Source organism: Nostoc sp. EspVER01 (assembly GCF_034530635.1).
Taxonomy (GTDB): domain Bacteria; phylum Cyanobacteriota; class Cyanobacteriia; order Cyanobacteriales; family Nostocaceae; genus Nostoc.
Genome location: NZ_JAVRCS010000006.1, coordinates 204,363 through 222,569, shown reverse-complemented (window position 1 = coordinate 222,569; position 18,207 = coordinate 204,363). Strand labels below are relative to the sequence as shown.

At 42.4% G+C, this 18,207-nt stretch carries 12 protein-coding genes; 9 read left to right on the top strand and 3 right to left on the bottom strand.

What is annotated here, in order from left to right:
* Positions 1–149: 149 nt before the first annotated feature.
* The gene (locus RMX69_RS07945; protein WP_289796782.1) at positions 150–842 is read right to left on the bottom strand and encodes a haloacid dehalogenase type II; all 693 of its coding nucleotides are present in this window, start codon (positions 840–842) and stop codon (positions 150–152) included.
* A gap of 58 nt (positions 843–900) precedes the next feature.
* On the opposite strand from RMX69_RS07945, the gene RMX69_RS07940 reads away from it, so the two are divergent.
* From RMX69_RS07940 to RMX69_RS07925, 4 genes are read left to right on the top strand one after another with little or no spacing between them, the layout of a single operon-like run.
* Positions 901–1,224 (top strand): hypothetical protein, encoded by a 324-nt coding sequence (locus tag RMX69_RS07940; protein WP_322637104.1) that lies wholly within the window; start codon positions 901–903, stop codon positions 1,222–1,224.
* 41 nt (positions 1,225–1,265) lie between these two features.
* The gene (locus tag RMX69_RS07935) at positions 1,266–3,020 is read left to right on the top strand and encodes a ScyA-related TPP-binding enzyme (RefSeq protein ID WP_322637103.1); all 1,755 of its coding nucleotides are present in this window, start codon (positions 1,266–1,268) and stop codon (positions 3,018–3,020) included.
* Between the two features lie 18 nt (positions 3,021–3,038).
* Positions 3,039–4,178 carry a 3-oxoacyl-ACP synthase III family protein gene (locus tag RMX69_RS07930; RefSeq protein WP_322637102.1) on the top strand — a complete coding sequence of 380 codons (1,140 nt, stop codon included), beginning with the start codon at positions 3,039–3,041 and terminating at the stop codon, positions 4,176–4,178.
* A gap of 39 nt (positions 4,179–4,217) precedes the next feature.
* The gene (locus tag RMX69_RS07925; RefSeq protein WP_322637101.1) at positions 4,218–5,192 is read left to right on the top strand and encodes an SGNH/GDSL hydrolase family protein; all 975 of its coding nucleotides are present in this window, start codon (positions 4,218–4,220) and stop codon (positions 5,190–5,192) included.
* A gap of 9 nt (positions 5,193–5,201) precedes the next feature.
* Here the strand turns inward: RMX69_RS07925 and RMX69_RS07920 are convergent, their stop codons facing one another.
* Entirely contained in the window at positions 5,202–8,750 is a 3,549-nt protein-coding gene (locus tag RMX69_RS07920) for an NB-ARC domain-containing protein (RefSeq protein ID WP_322637100.1), read from the bottom strand.
* 643 nt (positions 8,751–9,393) lie between these two features.
* Here RMX69_RS07920 and RMX69_RS07915 point away from each other — a divergent pair.
* Complete coding sequence (locus RMX69_RS07915) at positions 9,394–9,573, top strand: CopG family transcriptional regulator (RefSeq protein WP_289796777.1); 180 nt, start codon at positions 9,394–9,396, stop codon at positions 9,571–9,573.
* A gap of 432 nt (positions 9,574–10,005) precedes the next feature.
* Here the strand turns inward: RMX69_RS07915 and RMX69_RS07910 are convergent, their stop codons facing one another.
* Positions 10,006–10,152, bottom strand: a complete 147-nt coding sequence (locus tag RMX69_RS07910; RefSeq protein WP_094348756.1) for a ribbon-helix-helix protein, CopG family — start codon at positions 10,150–10,152, stop codon at positions 10,006–10,008.
* Between the two features lie 1,029 nt (positions 10,153–11,181).
* Between RMX69_RS07910 and RMX69_RS07905 the strand changes: the two genes are divergently transcribed.
* The 4 genes from RMX69_RS07905 (at position 11,182) to RMX69_RS07890 (ending at position 18,122) form a co-directional block, all read left to right on the top strand.
* Positions 11,182–11,682 (top strand): fatty acid hydroxylase, encoded by a 501-nt coding sequence (locus RMX69_RS07905; protein ID WP_289796776.1) that lies wholly within the window; start codon positions 11,182–11,184, stop codon positions 11,680–11,682.
* 564 nt (positions 11,683–12,246) lie between these two features.
* Positions 12,247–14,226 (top strand): sensor histidine kinase, encoded by a 1,980-nt coding sequence (locus RMX69_RS07900; protein WP_322637099.1) that lies wholly within the window; start codon positions 12,247–12,249, stop codon positions 14,224–14,226.
* A 13-nt stretch (positions 14,227–14,239) separates the two neighbouring features.
* Positions 14,240–17,626: a PAS domain S-box protein gene (locus RMX69_RS07895; protein ID WP_289796775.1), complete on the top strand. Its 3,387-nt coding sequence runs from the start codon at positions 14,240–14,242 to the stop codon at positions 17,624–17,626.
* 118 nt (positions 17,627–17,744) lie between these two features.
* Positions 17,745–18,122, top strand: coding sequence for a response regulator transcription factor (locus RMX69_RS07890; protein WP_289796774.1), 378 nt, complete (start codon positions 17,745–17,747; stop codon positions 18,120–18,122).
* Positions 18,123–18,207 lie beyond the last annotated feature (85 nt).

The window sequence follows — 18,207 nt, the reverse complement described above, 5'->3', positions numbered from 1 at the left end:
TGACGTAGTATTTTTTCTAGAGTAAGACAGAATCAATCTATGTTGCAATCCCTGTTTAGTTTTTTAACAACAAATTCTTTCTTTGGCATCTCTCTATCTAAATACGATCTCCTTTTTGTTGCTCTCGTGGTTAAATTCAAATCAGCAAATTACTGTGAACTTAAAGCCGCGAGAGTCTTCAAATCAGGCATTTCTAAATCAGGTTGAGTGACTGCTGGCAAGTTCGCACTAACCCCTTGCTCTGCTCGACGATTTACCCAGACTGTTGATAATCCCAGAGATTTGGCTGTCACGATATCATGATATACACTAGCGGCAACGTGTAATATCTGCTCTAACGGCAAATCAATTCTCTCAATAGCCAGTCTGAAGTTGTTGAAGGAGGGTTTGTAGCTTTTTGCCTGTTCTGCTGTGATTATCTCGTCAAATTCCACCTCCAAGTGCTTTGCCGAGAAAGCAAAGAGATCGTCATCTACATTTGAGATAATTATCAGCTTAAACTTTTGCTTTAAAGTTCTAAGTGCCTCAACTGTATCGGGGAAAGGCAGCCAATACTGAATCGAATTGGCAAGTGAATTTAGGTCGTCAGCAGTTGGCTCAAAACCAAATCTTCCACCAAATTTCTGAACTACTTTTTTCAAAACTTCTCGATATTTGATATATTCTCCTTTTTCCAGTTCTGCTTCAAATTCAGCAAAAATATCAAGAATTTGATCGTTATCTAAATTAGTATTGTGTGCCAGCAAAAGTGGCTTTAGCACCCCTAAGATGCCATTTTCCCAATCAATTAGGGTTCCGTAACAATCGAAAGTTAAAGCCTTATACTGATTTAATTCAATCACCTTTTTATACTCCAAAGCTTGATTAATAGTGTTCAGTTTTCACAAACTAAAAAGACGGGTGAACCCATCTGCGTTGGCGCAGCCCGCATTTCTCTACGAGATGCTACGCGAACGACATGGTTCGACTCCGCTCACCAGCCGTTCAGTGACCACCGCAGGCATCGCCACATCCACTGTTATTGAAGTCTCTAAACAATTTTTTCTATATCAGGGCAATACGGAACTTATAGGTTGCTCAAAGATTGGCAAAGTTAACCACCAAGGTAGTTTTACAGTTATACCTGCGTTAGAGAGCAGTACTCACCGAAGTTGTATGGGCGTTATCCAAATAAATTCATATTACATTGATATTACAAGATTACTAAGTTTAGGTGTGGGATAATAGTTATTCCAGAAAGGAAATTATTCCTAAGTATAGTTTGTATGGATGTGAAATTTCAGGATACACAAGCGAATACCACTAAACAATTAAACTCAAGTAAACAGCCATCTAATAGCAAGCCATCCGAAACTTTTTCGGTAGCGGAAGCAGTGGTAAAAATCCTGGAAGATATGGGAGTACAGTATGCCTTTGGTGTATCGGGAGGTGCGATCGCCCCAGTGTGGGCTGCATTACATCAAAGTTCCATCCAGGTGTTGCACTTTCGCCATGAAGCTGGAGCCGCTTTTGCAGCCATTGAGGCGTATTTTGCTAGCGATCGCCCAGTTGTGATATTCACTACAACTGGTCCAGGGATCACCAACGCTTTGACAGGGCTATTAGCTGCTCGTTGGGAGGGCGCTAAGGTAATTCTTGTGTCAGCTTCAACCTCAGCACCACAGCGGGGACGTTGGGCTTTCCAGGAAACCAGCGCATACACTATGCCCAGCACAAGTATTTTTAATTCGGGGCAAATATTCCATTACGCGACTAATCTCAAATCTAGCGATGAACTCACAGAGATATCTCGAAGGCTTGCCATCGGGCTAGCACAACCAGAAGGATTCGTCGCCTATCTAAGTATCCCTACAAATATCCAGACAAGTTCACTAACAACTTCGTTGCCACGAGTAACTCTGTCTCATGCTGTGGCAATAGCAAGTGAAGAAACAATTGCAGAATGTGTCCGGTTACTGACTGAAGGGCCCTTTGCCATCTGGGTTGGCTTCGGTGCGCGCGATGCTGCCGAAGAGATTCGGCAACTTGCTGAGATAACAGGCGCAGCAGTAATGTGTTCACCGCGTGGTAAAGGGATTTTTCCCGAAGATCATCCACAATTTGTAGGAGTTACAGGCTTTGCTGGACACAAATCTGTTTTGACATATATGCAGGAGTACTATCCTTTGCACACTTTGGTTCTGGGAACGCGCCTTGGTGAGTTTACATCGTTCTGGAACCCTACAATGATCCCCCAGCGGGGATTTTTGCATATTGACATTGACCGAGATGTGCCAGGAGCAGCATATCCAGATGCTAAGACATTTGCTATCCAGTCTGACATAAAAGTGTTCATCAAGGAGCTGTTGAAGCATTTTTCTGTAAGTGATAGTCGCTCAACGGCGCTAACGCTGCCTCGACCTGAACTTGATTTAATCAAGCCATGTACAGGCAGTTTAGTGCGTCCCAAAGTGCTTATGGATGCGATTCAACAGGTGATTGTTGAAGGAAGCGATGCAGTAGTAATGGCTGAATCTGGTAACTCCTTTGCCTGGGCAATTCATCATCTACGATTTACTAAACCAGGCCGTTTTCGGGTTAGCACTGGCTTCGGGTCTATGGGGCATTTTGTTACGGGTGTTGTAGGTGCGGCACTAGCAAGAAATGGCAAAGCTGTTGCAATTGTTGGGGATGGTGCCATGCTCATGAATAACGAGATAAGTACAGCTGTGCAACACCAGATTCCTGCTGTTTGGATTGTACTCAATGACTCGCGCTACAACATGTGCGATCAGGGATTAACGCTGCTGAATTTCAAAGGAGTACATACGAAGATGACGCCGGCGAATTTTATTGAGATTGCCCAAGGTATGGGATCTGATGGTATACGTGTTGAAAAGGAATCCGACATCCAAGTTGCACTAGAGAAAGCAATGGCAGTGAGCAGTCCATTCGTAATTGACGTACTCATCGACTCCACTCAGATACCACCCTCCGAGAGTCGCAATCAGAGTCTAATTTCGCAAGGCGCTAAGACTTAATTAACTAGGTAATTGGATATGGTGCATCCCCCAGTAGGTATTAGTTCACTCGCCGTGAGCTTTCCAAACGTTATACGTAGAAATGATTATTACATAGAAAAATACCCTGAGCTAGTAACTCAGGCTGAACAAAAAAGTTTAGCAAAGATGTTCTCGCTCGCAGGAGGCATACCCAGCAACGAGTTTGAATTAGAAATGATGCCCTATCTGTCAGATCCTTTTCGTGGCACCGTTGAGAGGCGGGTGCTAGGTCCAGGTGAGTCATCGCTGACGTTGGAGTATCGTGCAGCAAAAGATGCTCTCGATACCGCAAAGCTTTCTATCGACGACGTAGATCTCTTACTCGTCGCCTCCTTCTTACCTGAACAAATTGGATTTGGCAATGCTGCCTTCCTTGCTCGTGAACTGGGACTACAGTGTGGTGCATGGAATCTCGATGCAACGTGTGCCAGTACCCCAGTTTCCCTTCAAACTGCCTGTGCCTTGGTACAAGCTGGAGGGTACCGCAATGCGCTAGTGGTAATATCATGCACGTACTCTCGCTTTTTTGATGAAAATGATACTCTCTCATGGTTTTTTAGCGATGGTGCTGGAGCTTTTGTAGTTAGTTCGCTCAAACCGAATCAGGGTATCCTGGGCACAAAAACTGTTAACACCAGCATTTTGTGCGACCAATTCTTTTTTAAACTTATGGAGGATGAACAGGGCAAGCATCAGCTCCGTATGCAGGTGGCCAAGGGTACAAACAAGGTGATCAGCGAAACAGCCGCAAGTCTTCTCCATACTTGTTGCGAAGGGGCTATTTCTGCTGCTGGTATAACCTTGGAGGAAATTGATTTTTTTATTTTCAACACAGCCTCTGCTTGGTTTGCAAGCTTCTGTATACGTGTACTGGGCATTCGTCCAGAGCGCACAATTAATGTCTACCCACTTTATGCAAACATTGGGCCAGCACTAACTGTAGCCAATTTGTACCATGCTGCTCAACTAGGCAAAATTCGCGAAAATGACTTGGTTTTGATCTATGGCTTTGGTGCAGCTAGTTCTGCCTCTGCAAGCGTGATCCGCTGGGGGGATGTGGTGCTAGGTCCTGTTCCGGTCAATGCAACTGATTCGACAGTGAAAAATTCCGAAACTAGAAGTATCATTCTTTGCTAAGATATGCACCATTATTTAAAGCATAGTTTCAGTGGTTAAATGAAAAAAATAAGTCTGACGACAGGATTTTTCTTGTTGTCTTTCATGTTTCCGCTTAAAATCTTAGCTGCACAGAATTATGAAGATATTTATGTCTTTGGTGACAGCTTTTCTGATACGGGAAATGCATTCAATGCCACAAATAGAACCTTTCCCCCAAGTCCAAAATACTTTGATGGACGTTTTTCCAATGGTCCAGTTTGGGTAGAATATCTGGCACAAGACTTCGGATTATCTTTCAATCCTCGCACCAACTTTGCCTTTGGGGGAGCCACCACCGGAGTCGATAACATTAGCGTTCCTGAGTTCCCCGGATTGCAACGGCAAATCGCTAGCTTTACAGCAGAAAATCCGTCTGCTAATCCCAACGCCCTCTATATTGTATGGGCTGGTGCTAATGATTACTTCAGTTATTTTGCCGGGGGTGTTCCGAACCCCAATCAGGCAGTTGCAAATATATTAGCAGCAGTCACATCGCTTGCTGCCATAGGCGCTCAAGATATCATGGTCGTTAACCAGCCAGATTTGGGAAAGTTTCCAGTTGCGAACTTCAATACTCAAATACCCAGCTTATTCAGTACATTGACCAATGCACATAATTCTGGCTTAAACGCGACCATCAACTTTTTTAACCAGCAACTAGACCCTGATATCAACATCATTCCTCTCAATGTCAATAACTTATTTAGTCGGATAATCGCCGAACCACAAGAATTCGGTCTGACAAATGCTACCAACTATTGCATACAAGATTTATCAGTAGTGCCCTTAAATTTGCCCACCCAGCCAGTCGCCTGTAATCCAGACGAATTTTTATTTTGGGACCCTGTTCATCCTACAACCGCAGCTCATCGGCTTATTGGAGAATCTGCGTTTTCAGTACTGAAGCCAGTTTCTGTCCCTGAACCTTCTAATGGGTTAGAAGTGTTAGCTTTGAGTGCTTTTGGTGCGGCTTTGCTTCTGAAACACAAATAGCTATCTGTGTTAGTCTTCTTTATTCTCAAACGCCCCTAAATCTTTCAGAGTAATTTTTTGAGCCTCAGTTAAACCCGTCACCCCAGTAAGATTCATTCCATCATAAAGGTTAGAGTTATTAATAGTTTTCAGGCACTCACCTGTGTTTACATTCCAAACCTTAATCGTATCATCTTGACTACCACTAATTAGGGTTTGAGCATCGGGACTAAAGGCTACTGACCAAACTAACTTGGAATGTCCAAAGAAAGTTTTTACGCAGCTGCTTGTACTAATATCCCATAGTTTCACATTTTGATCGCCGCTACCACTTGCCAATGTACAAGCATCTAGAAAGGTGACTGAGTAGATTGAACTGGTATGCCCCTCTAAAGTTTCAATATTCTGACCTGTACTGACATTCCACAGCTTGATTGTTTTATCAGTGCTACCACTTGCCAGCGTTCGACCATCAGGACTAAAGGCAAGTGACCATATCCAATCATTATGACCATGCAGAGTCTGAAGACAACGACCACTGCTGACATCCCATAGCCTTATTATTTTGTCATGACAGCCACTGGCTAGCAGATGACCATCCGGGCTGAAGGCGACTACCCATACCCAATGCATATGCCCTTTCAAAATATCGAGGCATTGACCCGTTTTAATACTCCATAGCCTTACTGTCTGGTCTTGACAACCACTGGCTAGCAGATGACCGTCTGGACTGAAGGCGACTGATGTGACTCGATTACTATGTCCCTGAAAAGTTTTGAGGCATCTACCAGTACTAGCATCCCACAGTTTCACTGTTTGATCCTCACTACCACTAGCAAGTATTTGACTATCCGAACTAAAAGCGACTGATGTGACTCGATTACTATGCCCCTGAAAAGTTTTGAGGCATTTACCAGTAATAGCATCCCAGAGCTTAACCTTTTGGTCGTTACTGCCACTGGCAATAACAAGACCGTTTGAACTGAAGGTAACCGACCAAATCCCATTACAATAACCTTGCAATATCTTGAGGCATTTACCAGTCTTGATATCCCAAAACATTACTGTTTGATCTTCACTGCCACTTGCTATTTTCGTTCCTTCTGGACTAAAAGCAATTGACGGTATTCTGCTACTATGTCCTTGTAAGCTTGTACAACAACGACCCGTATTAATATCCCACAATTTCACCGTTTGGTCATCACTGCTACTTGCTAGCGTCTTACCATCAGAACTGAAAACCACTGAATTTACGCAGTCAGTATGACCTTGCAAAATCTGAACAAATTTTCCTGTACTTAGATCCCATAGCCTGACCATCTTATCATGACAACCAATAGCCAGAGTTTTACCATCAGGGCTGAAGGCGACTGACCGACTCCCACTATTATCAACCTGTACGGTACTGAGGCATTGCCCAGTACTTATATCCCATAACTTCACAGTTTTGTCATCACTGCCACTGGCAAGCGTGAGACCTTGAGGACTGAAAGCGACTGATGTAACGCGATTACTATGTCCCTGCAAAGTTTTGAAGCATTGCCCGGTGCTGGTATGCCACAGTTTTACTGTTTGGTCTTCACTACTACTGGCAAGTATAGTGCCTTGGGGACTGAAGGTAACTGACCATATTCCACCATTATGCTGATTTAAGGTGGTTAAGCATTGCCCAGTGCGAGTATCCCACAGCTTAACTGTTTGATCATCACTTCCACTAGCAAGAATATGACCATCAGGGCTAAAGCTAACCGGCCAGATAAAACCTGTGTGCCCTTTGCAGGTAAGCAGTTGTTTCCCATCCGCAACTTGATACAAGCAAATCTCATTATTAGTATCCCCCGTAGCTAAAAGTTTTCCATCAGGGCTGAATGCCACAGAATGAATACCGCCGAGGGTTTCGGCAAAAACAGACTTGGTCAAATTGGCATGAACAAAATTTACATTGTGTAAATTCACACTTCGCAAGTCTGCTTGCCAAACAGTCAGATAAGAAAAATCATAGCCATTTAAATCTGTTTCTAAATGAGAAAGCAAATTGAGAATATTGCCAGTTGTATATCCTGGTTCTAACGGCGATGTCTCTCGGAGTTTTGTGATAATTTGAGTTAATTGATTTTCAATATTTCTTTTACTTCTTAAAACATCAAGCAAGCCATCTATAACTGGTTTGATGATGAGACGAACTTGGGTATCTTTAACATAGTCTTTACCCGTCGCCTTCATCAGAGCATGACATCTGAATAAATCAATATTCTGAGTGACAATCTCCTCACAGACATTTTCTATCAAGCTACTAGTCACATATTCCATAACTACAGGCTGGAGCGTAAAGAATGATCCAGTTTTTTCAATAAGCGTAGGCGTAGCCTTCTCGATTAGCGATCGCCTTCCTAAAGATTCTACAGCCTCTAGTAATTTTGCTGGTGGTACTGGTGATATAATATCATCTCGTAATTCTGACAGGGTAATTGACTCACGATTAATCGCTAGCCAGTACATTATGTTTTTTTCTAAATCTGACAAGCGCTCAAACTGCTGCTCTAAAATATCGCGAATGTCTCCAAAAACAGCAGTGTCTTGTTGCAAAAACTCAGTCACATTACCATCAAAGATATCTTGAACAGTCGTGGCAACTATCTTCAAGGCTAATGGATTGCCTGCATAACGTTCAATCATTACTTTCCATTCATCCTCTGCCGCCGATAGCCCCTTGAGTTTCAAGATTTCTTGCCCTTCCACCATCTTCAAGCCACTCATTGGCAATGAGCGAACAGGTAGTGCTTGTCCTTCGAGTAATGCCACTTCTTTCGGTTTTTCACGACTAGTCAGCACTAAGCAGCTTTGGTGAGTAGCTTCTCCTACCCGTCTTAAAAGCTCACCATATTCTTCATATCCTTCTCGATAAAGTCCGGCGCGGCTACCACTGCGGAGAATTGATTCTGCATTATCAAGGATCACTAAACAGCGATTATTTTGTAAATAATAGAGTAGTCGCGATACGCGATCGCTAAAACTTTCTGGTAAGTTACTTTCTGTTTCCTGTTCGTCAGATAGAAATTGGATTAAGTTACCCACGATAATTTTAACAGGCGGTGCTTCTCGCAGCGATCGCCAGATCACATACTCAAAGTTGTCCTGAATTTTTTGCGCAAACTTTACAGACAGTGCTGTTTTTCCAATACCTCCTATTCCCAATAGTGCAACCAATTGGCAGTGTTCATTGAGAATCCATTGCTCTAGTGTAATCAGTTCTTCTATACGCCCGTAAAAAGTTGAGTTAAAGATAGCTTCTCCCCAATCTAGACGAGTATTTGAGCTTGAATAGTCACTTTTATCTATTTTTAAGTTAAAAACTGAAAAAAGCTTCTCAATAGTCTGTTTGTCAACTCCTCCTTCCCGATTCAATACTTTCGAGATGGTGGCGGAATATAAACCAGAACGTACACTCATTTCTTCAAGAGTATACCGATTTCCAAAATTTTCTTTTGCTTCTGACTGATGCTTTGCTTCTTTAATTTTTTGTAAACCCTTAGTAGTAAGTGCAACGCCACGCTTACGTCTCCAATTCTGTAAAGTCATGTATTAACTCACTGTTTGTTTAATCACTTTTTATTAAAAGGAATTATCTACTAGGTTGCTATAGATATGGAGTAATAGCCATAACAAACGAATAATGTCATGTTGTAGAGGATTTAAAACAGTTATATTACCAAAATATTCAGTAGACTTCTTACATAAGTTGCGAAAAGGGGAAGGTGGGGTTTCCTCTGGGGATAAGGGGCGGGAGGAAGGGGAAAAGAAAAGGTTCTGTATTGTCCCCTTCCCCTTTAACCTTTACCCTTTACCCCTCTCTTGCAAAAGCACTTTTGCAAGAGACTTCATCAGCTGGGCTCACAAGGAACAATGAAAATGTCTTTTCCTCCTGCCTCTTACCACCTTTGGCATCCACTCATCTCGGTAATTCAACGCCGCTTGCTCAACAGACTATCTGGACTCTAGGGCATTGCTAACATCATCTCTTCAGCCGAAAGTTTCTTTATTGCACTTGCTAACGGGAGAATTATTACGTATGTAATAGTTATTTAATACTGCGTATTCACCGTAATATTTTTGGGGCGTAAAGCTTAAGTTCAATCTCAAAATCTCGATTTTCACTGGTAAAGACAGCTCAGAATTGGCAATCTTGATAAGGAAAGTTTGTATATATCTAGCTTATCAATCAATGAATAAAACTGCTGCACTTAAATTTCCCCGTTTGACAACCTCCAGTCAAAAAAGAGCGATTAAGCGAATTACTATCAATTTGACATCAGATGAAGCCCAAAACCTTGAAAAGTATTGTGAACAGGCAGGCAAATTAGCAATAGACGTGATTCGAGAACTCATTCAAGCTTTGCCTTGAGCTGCTGGACGTTGACGCTAAGTCTGAAAAGCGCCAGTCCAGAAGAGTTATGGCTGAAGTAGAAGGTATTACAAATTTGGACAAAGGTTTTCAATTTGACTCTGACGTGAGTAATTGCAAGAGCAGTAATCATAGATTAGATCCTAACAACTGTATATTTGCTAACTCAATAGAGAATAAGGATAGTGACCGAACCAAAAAAATATTCTCTCACTCCTGATTGTGCAACTGAATAATAGCGATTGTGTCATCTTCTTTTTGGCGCGCTGTGCCCGCCGTAAATGAGCGCAGCACGCCAGAAACTAAATTTTTACGTTCCTCTCAATCATCACAAAAAATTACTAACTCTGAATTTAAGACCTCCAATTAAACCAAATTTTAATACTTATATCTTGAAAATAAACCAAGGTAAAATAGTTCGCAAATATACTTTTATTTCGTCAGTGGCAAGGCTCGAATAAGTTCTCTAATTACATCCGTTGCCGGTCTACCTGTCTGTTCACAATATTTTTCAAGGTTTTTGGCTTCATTTGATGCCAGGTTTATAGTGATTCGCTTGACCGCCCATTTTTTGTTCATACTGAAATAGATAAATCGTGTAATCATAACTTAAAATCCTGATTTTACCTTCCAACTGGAAAGTAACCTAAATTTTGGATATACTGAGATACCCTTTTAATAGGACATGTTGTAAATAAATATTGCAGGTGTGCTTTACTGATTTACTAACTTGTTTATAAATGATAAAGGAATAATCAATATTTGGTACTCTACCATTCATTTAATTTTTTATCGCTGCTTAGGCTGTAGTCTAATGCCTACCCATTCGCTGCGCGTAGCAAACTATGCAAAGCAGCAACTACGACAAAGCTGACCATAAAGTCGCCAGTATCTACAATCTACAATAAGAGCGAGCAAATGGTTAAGAGTAAGGGAATCCAAACGGACTTGGCAAATAAAGATAAATTCTAAAAGTATTTCTGTCTTTTCAATCTTAATTCATCATTGAAAGTGTAGGTTGAGAGCAATATTTTTACTCGATTTAAAGAAAATATATATGGTATCTAGTTAATTCTAGACGATCAAAATTTTACGGTGTTTCAATTAAACTATAAACCTACTTTATTCACCTCAATAACTTAATTAATATTGGCATAATATCTATTTATATCATTCTGAATAGAGTCATAATTGAAGATTAATTGCAATTAATTTAGAATTAACAATATTGTAGAAAGCCTTAACCTAAATTTGTACTAAGTTTAACTCAACCTTTGCTTACGCTGTATGCCTTAGTAAGAAGATTGTGTAGTAACTATGGCAAAATACTGTATTGCTATCGGGTTTTAGATGTATTAATGCCATTAACCCAGAGTTAAAAGTCAAATTGGAGGTTCTTAGGAGTTGCTGATTACTGCATTAAGGATTGGAGATTCATAGAAACTGCAACTAAACCAATTACATATACTCTGAGCAAAATTAGCTGGAGTGTAGACACATAAGATGCACAGATGCTGCTTTAGTGGCGGAAAACTAGGTGTTTACGCCCACAGAATGACATTTGCATATTTTCTGTGGAGTTTTATTAACTATTCTTGAGGAGTACAAATGCTTGAGGCTATCGCTGTTGCTTGGTTATTACTGTTTTTTGGCGATTTTCTATCTACATTCTTTTATCACGTACCCGAGCACGTTTTTGGTAGCCTTCATTTAAAAACACACCACTCCTGGAAGAAGGACTTCCGCCACTATGCTATTTTGACTTTTAATCCCCAGGTTCTTTTAGATGGTATCTTGGGAGCTTTACCTTATGTACTTATAGCAGTAGTCTTGTGGTCTTTCTCTCCCATTGGCGTTATCTCTGGATTACTGCTTGGTCAGTTTCATGTATGGTGGAGACACATAAGTGTACTAGGTTGGCAAACTCCTAAGCCTGTAAATATCTTATGTCAAATTCTATTTATTACCACTCCTGAGAGACACTGGTTGCATCATCACAAAACTAATTTAGGTTTCGGCGATATTTTCACCTTCTTTGAACAACCTGCACAAATGTGGTTGTGCTGGCTGCGATTACTCAGACTTCGTTTTCGCGATTATCGGATCTAACTAAAACTAGCGCTTACCTAAATACTTTTTAAAATTACCAAAAGAAGCTGCGATCGCAGCTTCTTTTGTTACATTAAAGGTAATTATTATACTCTCAGAAATACGCTCACCCATATACCCAAAAAGCTAATTCCCAATTTATGAGGAATAGAAACAAAAGACATTAATTTACCATAGATTTAAATCTATGCTTTTATCTAATTAATTTTTTTTTACTTATAGTTGTTATAACTGAATCAAACAGTAAGCAAGTTACAAGGACGGAAAAATGCCTCTGGTACAGAGTTTAAAGGTATTTGCTACCGCTCGACTTCGCTGTTATATCACTAAGGTTTTTGGGAAAACTAGTCTTAATTAGTAAATTATTATATCCCTAGATTTTTATGAGAATTCCTCTCTTTTCTGGAGATGCTAGGCATAGCTTGCTTATACAAAGGAGTACGGATAGCTACGGTGAAGGTGGTAGGAGGTTGCAATACAGTGTAGGTTTCTGTTTGAGACACTACTCAAACGAGCTAACACTGATTGTCAAAAATTTGCAACCTGCTCTAGATGAGGTGTTTCATGCCCGCAGTTAGCCTCAGAAAGATGCTCAACAAAAAAGAGTTGCCATCTCTTATTAATAACTTAGTCTACCAGTTCAACATCGCGATTGATGTTGAACTGGTAGACGGCACGAAACTGATTAGCATTGGGGAGCAAACTGTAGAAAACCGTTATCCAATCGAGGTTTCAGGAGAAATCATCGGTTGGGTTGTTGGGCAAGAACAGGCAATTATACTTGCAAATTTGCTCTCATTTCTGGCAAAGCAGGAAGCTGAGAAGAAAGTACTCGCTAAAGAATTGTTAGAGCGATACCAGGAAATTGATTTGTTTGACGATATCTCGACTCAACTCACAACAAGTTTAGATACGCGACAGATTGCCCAACTTGTGCTGCAAGAATTGAGTCAATTAATTGAATCATCTGCGGGAATGATTCTGCTTTTGAGTCCAGATGCAACTGCGTTTGAAGTCATTGCCGAATTTGGAGTGTTTTTTGACCATAATCAGCCGGAACCGGGTAAGGGAATTATCGGCAACATTGTGCAATCCAACCGAGCCGAACTTGTCAATGATGTGCAAGCTGATCCTCGGTTAGAGGGGCAAAAAAACGTTGCTGCAATGATTTGTGTACCGTTACGAGCCAAAGAGCGGGTACTGGGAGCGATCGCCATTGGAACGGCTAAAACTGACTCATACAAGGCTGAACACCTGAAACTGGTGAGTATCTTTGCCTCTCAAACAGCGATCGCTATTGACAAAGCTGTGCTTTACGAGCAAAGCACTCAAGCAGCCCTCCAGGCAAAAGCCCAAACACAGAAGCTTCAGCAAGCTCTCCATGAGTTGCAATTGGCCCAAACTAAGTTGATCCAAAGCGAAAAAATGTCCAGTTTAGGGCAACTTATTGCCGGAGTTGCCCACGAAATCAACAACCCGGTTAACTTTATTTACGGCAATTTAAAGTATGTTGCCGAATATGCCCAAGACTTGTTGTACCTGTTGGAAAAGTATCAGAAATTCCTACCTGTTGCTCCTCCAGAAGTGGAATCAGAGTTAGACAACATAGACCTGGAATTTATTATCCAGGATCTCCCCAAACTGCTAGATTCAATGAAACTGGGCACAAGTCGCATTGTTGAAATTGTCCAATCCTTGAAAAACTTCTCCCGCCATGACGAAGCAGAAATGAAAGCCGTTAACATCCACGATGGCATCGATGGAACCTTAATGATTCTTCACCATCGCCTGAAAGCAGATGTTCATCGTCCGGCAATTGAAATCGTTAAAGACTATGCAACACTTCCTCTGATTGAATGCTACCCCGGACAGTTGAATCAGGTATTTATGAACATCCTCGCAAATGCCATTGATGCTTTGGAAGAAGGTATAGAAAATTCGGGAGTCAGTAGTAGTTCCCAATCCTCAATCCCCAATTCCCAAATCACTATTCGTACCAAAGTCCTTGACCAACAATGGGTTGTGATTCGCATTGCTGACAACGGCCCAGGAATGAAGGAGGAGGTAATTCGCCGCATTTACGATCCCTTTTTCACCACGAAAGATATTGGTAAGGGAACCGGGTTAGGCATGGCAATCAGCTACCAAATTGTTGTAGACAAACATGGGGGAATGCTCAAATGTCGTTCTCAACCAGGTGAAGGGACAGAATTCTGGATTCAGATTCCGTTAAATTGTGCATTTGCAGAAGCTACTGAAGAACAGAATTACACTTCTCCCTCGCCAACTCAAACCACAGAATTATCCCATACTTCCGATACCGACGGCTTCATTCCATCAACAGCTCCAATGCTCAAACCGACGGATTTGCTGATCCGCCATACTCAACTGATCCAGCGACTTTCACAGCACAGTCCAGATGTAGAAGGTGCATCACCCGATCAAATTTACCAAATGTTTCAACGCCACCCAATTTCGTTAAGGCTTTACGCCACTTTATTGTCTTGGTTCTGTTGTTCTAACCCTACCCAAATACGCCATTAAAGAAACCTCAACTATGTTTAACCAACTTGATGAATACAAAAAAATCTTAAAACAGAGTGAAGAACGGTTTCGGTCTTTGGTGACAGCTACCACGCAAATTGTCTGGGTATCTACATCAGAAGGAATATGTTTTGAACTGGCAAGCTGGATAGCTTATACAGGTCAAAGTCTAGCTGAAGCTGAAAATGGGGGCTGGATTGATGCCGTTCATCCTGATGATCGTCCCCTCACCGCCCAAGCCTGGGGTGTAGCCGTAGCCAACCGCAGCCTCTATGAAATTGAATACCGGATTCGTGGACAAGACGGCTCATACCGCCACTTCTTTGTTTGTGGCGCACCTGTCCTCGAAGAAGACGGTAGCATCCGCGAGTGGGTAGGCACTTGCACTGATATTCACGATCGCAAGGTAGCAGAAGCCGAAAAGGAGTGTATCGAAGCCCGATACCGCTCTTTAGTGACAGCTACCTCCCAAATGGTTTGGATTACCACTCCTGACGGACTGCAAAAGGCAGACATGTCTGAGTGGAGAGCCTACACGGGTCAGACAATAGCTGAAGCCGATGGCTGGGGCTGGTTAGATGCCGTTCATCCTGATGACCGTCCCCTCACCGCCGAAATTTGGAGTGCTGCTGTGGCTAACCGCAGCCTCTATGAAGTGGAATATCGGGTGCGTGGCAAAGATGGCACTTATCGCTACTTTTTTGCCTGTGGTACTCCCATTTTAGAAGAAGACGGCAGTATCCGCGAGTGGGTAGGTACTTGCACTGATATTCACGATCGCAAACTGGCAGAAGCCGAAAATCAGCGTCTTCAAGAACGATATCGCTCCTTAGTAACTGCTACTTCACAGATCATCTGGGGAGCTACCCCGGAAGGATCGGGGATAAGCAGTGAAATGCTCACCTGGATGGACTATACGGGGCAGAGCGAAGCTGAAGTAGAAGGTTGGGGCTGGATCGATCCAATTCACCCCGATGACCGTGCCAACTCTACAGAAGTTTGGAATGCTGCTGTGGCAAACCGAGGTATTTACCAAACCGAATATCGGCTGCGTAGCAAGGATGGCACATACCGCTACTTCTCTGTCTGTGGTGCGCCCGTCCTGGAAAAAGACGGCAGTATTCGGGAATGGATTGGCACCTGTACTGATATTCACGATCGCAAGCAGGCAGAAGCTGAAAATCAACGTTTATTGGATATGTTGAATCATTCCAGCGATGCCATCATCGTCCGCGACATGGGCGACAAAATCTCTCACTGGAATCAGGGTGCCGAAAGACTCTACGGTTGGACGCGTGAAGAAGTGAAAGGCCAATGCATTCAGGCTTTTATCAAAAAAACCTTTCTCAAGCCAAAGGAAGAAATTATCGCAGAGTTATTAGATCAAGGTAATTGGGAAGGAGAAGTGGAACATCTGACCCATGAAGGCAAACTGATTATCGTCCAGAGCCGATGGACGTTGCAACGGGACATCGACCGTCAGCCCTGCGCGGTGCTGGAAATCAATACCGACATCACTGCCCGCAAACAAGCAGAAATCTCTCTGCGGCAACTGAATCAAGAATTAGAAGCCAGAGTTATAGAGCGGACAGCTGCACTGCAAAATACCCTAGCAGAAGCACAGGGATTAAATGCCATTTTAGATAACTTAGCTGATGGTTTGTTAGTGGCAGACACCACAGGACAAATTACCCACTTCAATCCTGCTTTTTTAGCCATGTATGAATTGACAGCTACCGCCCTCAACGGTCACTACCGAGAATTGCCGATATCTGGTTTAGCAGACCTGGTTGCACGAACTCAGTCCCATCCCGGTGAGGTGTTCTCTGCCGAAGTTGCATTGACCAAAGAACGTATTGGTCAAGCAGTAGCAACCGCCATTTTCAAAAAGACAACAGATTCAGAACCCTCTACCTGCTTTGGTTCTGCACTACTGATTCGAGATGTAACGGCAGAAAAGGAAATCGACCAGATGAAGACCGATTTCATCTCAACAGTTTCCCACGAGCTGCGGACGCCACTAACTTCTGTCCTCGGTTTTGCGTCCATCATTCAAGAAAAGCTGGAAACCGATGTGTTCCCCATGATTTCTACCGAAGACCGTAAGCTTCAAAAAACGATTAAGCGGGTAGCTGACAATCTCAACATTATTGTGTCGGAAGCAGAACGGCTCACGTCTTTGATTAACGATGTCCTGGATATCGCCAAGATGGAAGCAGGTAAGGTGGAATGGCACATGCAGCCGATTGATCCCAGCGAATTAATGGATTGGGCAACCAATTCTACCGCCGGATTATTTGAAACCAATGGCTTGCAATTGGTCAGCGAGATTGAACCTGGACTGCCTCAGATAGTAGGCGATCGCAACCGTCTGCTGCAAGTTTTAATCAACCTGATTTCCAATGCCGTTAAGTTTACCGAATCTGGTTGTGTCACCTGTCGCGTTAAACAAGGAAATGACGGTGTTTGCATCAGCGTCATCGATACGGGTATTGGGATTGCACCCGAAGATCAGCCGAAAGTATTCGAGAAATTCCGCCAAGTTGGCGACACCCTCACCGACAAACCCAAAGGCACAGGGTTAGGACTGCCCATCTGTAAACAAATCGTCGATCATCACGGCGGTAGAATCTGGGTTGAAAGTGAACCAGGTAAAGGCAGCATATTCTCGTTCATCATTCCCACCTATGCCAGCGATCAAAAAACCACTGCTAATCTGAATTTGGATACGCTTGTCAAACAACTCAAAGAACACGTCATCACCAAAAGCGCTGTGTTGAACCAAAACCGTAAAACCATTTTGGTTGTAGATGATGACGCTAACATTCGCGAACTGCTGCGTCAACAACTGGAAAACGAAGGCTACAATGTTCGCGAAGGAAAGGACGGCATGGATGCAATTCATCAAATCAAAATAGCCCGTCCCGATCTGATTCTCTTGGACGTGATGATGCCCCAAATCAACGGCTTCGATGTGGCAGCAGTTCTCAAAAATGATCCTCAGACCGCAGACATTCCAATTATCATTCTGTCAATTATTGAAAACAAAGAACGGGGCTATCACATTGGCATCGATCGCTATCTTACCAAGCCCATTGATACAGAAAAACTCCTCAACGAAATTGGCTCGCTGCTTTACCAAGGCACTTCTAGTAAAAAGGTATTGGTTGTAGATAAAAATGCATCAGCCTTAAAAACCCTATCAGATGTACTGCAAACTCAGGGATACAGCGTGATTGAAGCCTCCGATCCGCAAGAATGCATTTATAAAGCCCTGTCAGCCAAACCTGACATGATTATCATCGATTCTATCTTCTCTCAAGAAGCCGATTTGGTGAAAACCCTACGCTTTGAGAAAGAGTTGGAAAATGTATTTTTTATTATGTTGTCTGAACAGTAATCTCTAGGGATTGGGGATTGGAAACTGGGAAATGGTAAAGAATTATTCTAATCCCTAATCTTTAATTCCCAATGCCCAATGCCCAATCCCACTTCCCAATCCTCAATCACCAATCCCCATGACCCAGAAAATTCTAATTGTTGACGATGAACCCAATATCTTGATTTTGATGGAACAAGCTTTAGAAGCATTAGAAGATGAGGGTGTTGAACTTCTAACTGCTAGAAATGGAGAAGAAGCTCTCGAAACTATTAAAGCTGAAAAACCAAACCTGGTTTTTCTTGATGTGATGATGCCGAAAATGAATGGTCTGCAAGTCTGCCATGTTGTAAAACACGACTTACAAATGACTGATATCTACATTATAATCTTGACAGCTAAGGGACAGGAATTTGATAAACAAAAAGGACTTGAGGTTGGTGCAGACTTATATCTAACTAAACCATTTCGCCCCAAAGAAGTTCTTGAAAAATCAATGCAGGTGTTGGGCTTTTGAGGAAAGTATTGAATGATTTTGCCTGCGATCGCTTCCAATTTAACGTAGGCGATCGCAGTACTTTCTTTATTGTGCCACTTCATCC